A 3,579-nucleotide genomic window follows, 5' to 3' on the forward strand; every position below is an offset into this window, starting at 1 on the left:
CGTACATCGCCGCCAACGCCAGTAGTGCGGTGGCCAGATAGCGTGCGCTGGTCATGGCTGCAACCGCTTGGCCAGCGCGGCCACCCGGCGCCCCAGTGCGCGCGCAAGCTGGGCTTCGTCTTCACTCAGCTCGGGGGTGTCTGCTACCCCCGCCACATGGCTGGCGCCATACGGCGTGCCGCCGCTGCGGGTGGTATTGAGCGCGCTTTCGGTAAACGGAATGCCGGCAATCACGCAGCCGTGGTGCAGCAAGGGCACCAGCATGGTCAGCAAGGTCGACTCCTGCCCGCCGTGCATCGTCGCGGTGGAGGTGAACACCGCAGCGGGCTTGCCTACCAGGGCTCCACTGGCCCATTCGGCACCCAGCGTATCCACAAAATATTTGACCGGTGCGGCCATATTGCCAAACCGGGTCGGGCTGCCCAGCAGCAGGCCGGCGCATTCGGTCAAATCGTGTTTGTCCACATACGGCGCGCCGTCTTCGGGTTCCGGTGGGGCGGCGGTTTGGGTGATTGGCGCGACCGGCGGCAAGCTGCGCAGGCGTGCTTGCATGCCGCTCACTTCGCCAACGCCGCGTGCAATCTGGCGCGCCAGCCGTGCCACCGAGCCACCGCGGCTGTAATACAACACCAAAATTTCGGGCATGGGCATGCGCTTGAGTGGGCAAGTGCGCAGGATAGGGCATGCGGTGCCATCGTGGCATCGGTTAGTCTTGCGCGGATGGAACCTCTTGATTCCCTGTATCGATGGAGCGAGCGCCTGCGCGACCCGGCGCGGGCCAGCAGTTTTGGCCGATTCGTGCTCAAACGGTTTTTGGGCGATCGCCTGTTCGAGGCATCCGGCGCGCTGTCGTACACCACCGCCTTTGCATTGGCACCGTTGGCGATGGTGGTGTTTGGTGTGCTGTCGGCGTTCCCGGTTTTCGATGCCTGGAGTGTCAAGCTCAGTGACTATATTTTGGCCAACTTCGTGCCGCGCGCGGCGCAGGCGATTTCCGGCTATCTGACTGATTTTTCTGCCAATACCAGCAAATTGACCACCGCGGGCGCACTGGCCCTGATCATCTCGTTGCTGGTCACGTTGAACAGTGTGGAGTCAATTTTCAACCGTATCTGGCGGGTGCCCACGGTGCGCCCGAAAATCGGCCGGTTCTTGGTGTATTGGACGGTACTGACCTTGGGGACCCTGGTTGCAGCCACCAGTTTGGCGCTATCCACGCGGCTGTTTGCACTGGCCATTTTTGAAACCCTGGCGGGGCGTTGGTTGGAAGCGCTGATGCTGCGGCTGGCGCCGATGGCGATTGAGCTGCTGGCATTTGCTGCGGTGTTCAAGTTGGTGCCGCACCGCACCGTACTCTGGCGGCATGCGTTGGCGGGCGGCATGTTGTCGATGCTGTTGTTCGAATGCGTGAAATCCGGGTTGGGGTTGTATCTGGACAGCTTCGATTCCTATCAGAAGATTTATGGCGCGGTGGCGCTGATTCCCATCGTCATGCTGTGGATCTTCCTGAGTTGGGTGTCGATCCTGTTTGGTGCGTCGTTTGCGTCGTCGATGTCGGCGTTTCGCTATCAACCCAAAGAGCTGCGCCTGCCGCATGGTCATGAACTGTTCGGTTTGCTGCGAATGCTGGGCCGGTTTCAGCAAGCACGTGCCAGTGGCAAAGGGTTATCGGGGGAGCAGTTGCGCGAATTGGAACCCAGCCTGACCGACAGCATGGTGCAGGAACTTTTAGGCAAAATGGCTCTGATTCATGTGCTGCAGCGCACCGAAAGTGGCCACTGGTTGCTGGCGCGCGACCTGCAGGATGTCAAATTGGCGGAGTTGTACGAAGCCGCGCAATTGCGCGTGCCGTTGTCCGAAGCGGCGGTTGCGCACACCGGAGATGCCCTGGGGAATGCAGTGGCAATGACCTTGGCGAATTTGCGTACGCCTTTGCAGGACGTGTTGCAGCAAAGTGTTTCCAGCGTGTACGAAGGGGTTTGGGAAGGATGAAGATTGCCTGCTTGTATGGCTTTGGGGCTGCATTGCTGCTGAGTTTGACGGCCTGTCAGCCGCAACAAAGTGGCTCTACCCAAAGTGCGACTGCGGCAACCCGGCCTAAGCCTGCCAGCGTGACTGCACCGGTGGCGAAACCGGCCATTGCAAATGCACAGCACCCAGCGTTGCGCGTCACCACGTTGAGTGGCGCAGCGTGGGACCTGGGCCAGCAGCGTGGCAAATGGGTCATCGTCAATTACTGGGCCACCTGGTGCGGGCCGTGCCTGCAGGAAATGCCGGAGCTGTCTGCGCTGGCGGCGATGCGCCCGCATATTGCGGTGATTGGGCTGGCTTACGAAGACAACACCGTCGATGATTTGCGGGCCTTCATGCAAGCCCATCCAACAACCTATCCCATCGCGCTGATTGATGTGTACAGCCCGCCCAAGGATTTCGGCGCACCACGCGGCTTGCCCACAAGTTGGCTGATTGCACCCGATGGCAAGCTGATGCGCAAATACACCGGGCCAGTGACCGCCAGCATGCTGGAACAGGACATCGCCAGTTTCGGTGGCCCCAACGCCGACTGAGCTGCACCGGGCGTGGCCTGCAAATGACGCGGTCTCCGTTGAACTCGGTTGACGGGTAAGGTTGTTGGCCATTGGGACGGGTTTTGCCGGTCTGGTGTGGAACAATCACCGCAGGGGACGGATCCGGATATCGCATGGTCGGCAAGTTCATCGGAGAGTTGAAGCGTCGCAACGTATTGCGTGCGGTGGTCTTGTACGTCGGTGCGGTGTGGGCCTTGGCCCAAGGAATTGCCCAGCTCGGCCCAGAATTGGGTGCGCCGGCAGCGGCGACCCGCTGGTTCTTGATCGCCAGCGCCATTGGCTTCCCGCTGTGGGTTTCGTTTTCATGGTTTTTCGAACTCACCTCTGAAGGCATCAAGCGCGAAAGCGACATCGAACCGGAGGCACGCGCCAATCAATCGCATCGCAAGATCGATTTAATCATCATCGGTGTGCTGGCCATCGCGGTAGTGCTGTTGCTGACCGACCGACTGGTGGATCACAAGGCCGAACGGCCGACGCAAGCAGCAGCGGTTGCCACCGACAACTCCATCGCGGTGTTGCCATTCGATAATGAAAGCGGCGACAACGACCAGCAGTATTTTTCCGATGGTCTATCGGAGGGGTTCATCATCGCGCTGACGCGCTTGCAAGGCATGCGCGTGATTGGGCGCAATTCCTCGTTCCAGTTCCGTGACAGTAAAGACGACAGCCAGGCCATCGCCCTCAAATTGGGTGTGTCATATTTGTTGGAGGGCAGCGTGCGGCGTTCCGGCAACACCGTGCGCATCAGTGCCAGTCTGATCAAAGCCGCCGATGGCAGTACCGTATGGGCAGACAGTTTCGATCGCCCTTACAAGGATTTATTTGCGCTGCAAGATCAAATCGTGGGGCAAGTGGCGCAAGCGCTGCAGGCCAAATTGCAGCCTCCGCTGCCTGTGCAAGTGCAGCAGGGCGACCGCCCGCCCAGCGGCAATCTGGATGCCTACAACACCTACCTGAAAGCGCATTCCAGTACCAGTGCGGAAGAGGC

At 60.3% G+C, this 3,579-nt stretch carries 3 protein-coding genes and 1 pseudogene; 3 read left to right on the top strand and 1 reads right to left on the bottom strand.

What is annotated here, in order from left to right:
* Nucleotides 1-51 precede the first annotated feature (51 nt).
* Nucleotides 52-645 carry an NAD(P)H:quinone oxidoreductase gene (gene wrbA / locus QWB57_RS02525; protein ID WP_288968207.1) on the bottom strand — a complete coding sequence of 198 codons (594 nt, stop codon included), beginning with the start codon at nucleotides 643-645 and terminating at the stop codon, nucleotides 52-54.
* Nucleotides 646-720: 75 nt separating this feature from the next.
* On the opposite strand from wrbA, the gene QWB57_RS02530 reads away from it, so the two are divergent.
* From QWB57_RS02530 to QWB57_RS02540, 3 genes and pseudogenes are all read left to right on the top strand, one after another.
* Nucleotides 721-1,992 (top strand): YihY family inner membrane protein, encoded by a 1,272-nt coding sequence (locus tag QWB57_RS02530; RefSeq protein WP_288968203.1) that lies wholly within the window; start codon nucleotides 721-723, stop codon nucleotides 1,990-1,992.
* Nucleotides 1,989-2,567, top strand: coding sequence for a TlpA disulfide reductase family protein (locus QWB57_RS02535; RefSeq protein ID WP_288968205.1), 579 nt, complete (start codon nucleotides 1,989-1,991; stop codon nucleotides 2,565-2,567). Before QWB57_RS02530 ends, QWB57_RS02535 begins: the two co-directional genes overlap by 4 nt.
* A 134-nt stretch (nucleotides 2,568-2,701) precedes the next feature.
* A pseudogene (locus tag QWB57_RS02540) lies at nucleotides 2,702-3,579 on the top strand (hypothetical protein); the annotation flags it as partial.

Source organism: uncultured Thermomonas sp. (genome assembly GCF_937872235.1).
In the GTDB taxonomy this organism is placed as follows: Bacteria; Pseudomonadota; Gammaproteobacteria; order Xanthomonadales; family Xanthomonadaceae; genus Thermomonas; species Thermomonas beijingensis.

Excerpts from the sequence above, each read along its gene's own strand:
- wrbA (WP_288968207.1), bottom strand. The coding sequence starts at position 645 with ATGCCCGAAATTTTGGTGTTGTATTACAGCCGCGGTGGCTCGGTGGCA.
- QWB57_RS02530 (WP_288968203.1), top strand. The coding sequence starts at position 721 with ATGGAACCTCTTGATTCCCTGTATCGATGGAGCGAGCGCCTGCGCGAC.
- QWB57_RS02535 (WP_288968205.1), top strand. The coding sequence starts at position 1,989 with ATGAAGATTGCCTGCTTGTATGGCTTTGGGGCTGCATTGCTGCTGAGT.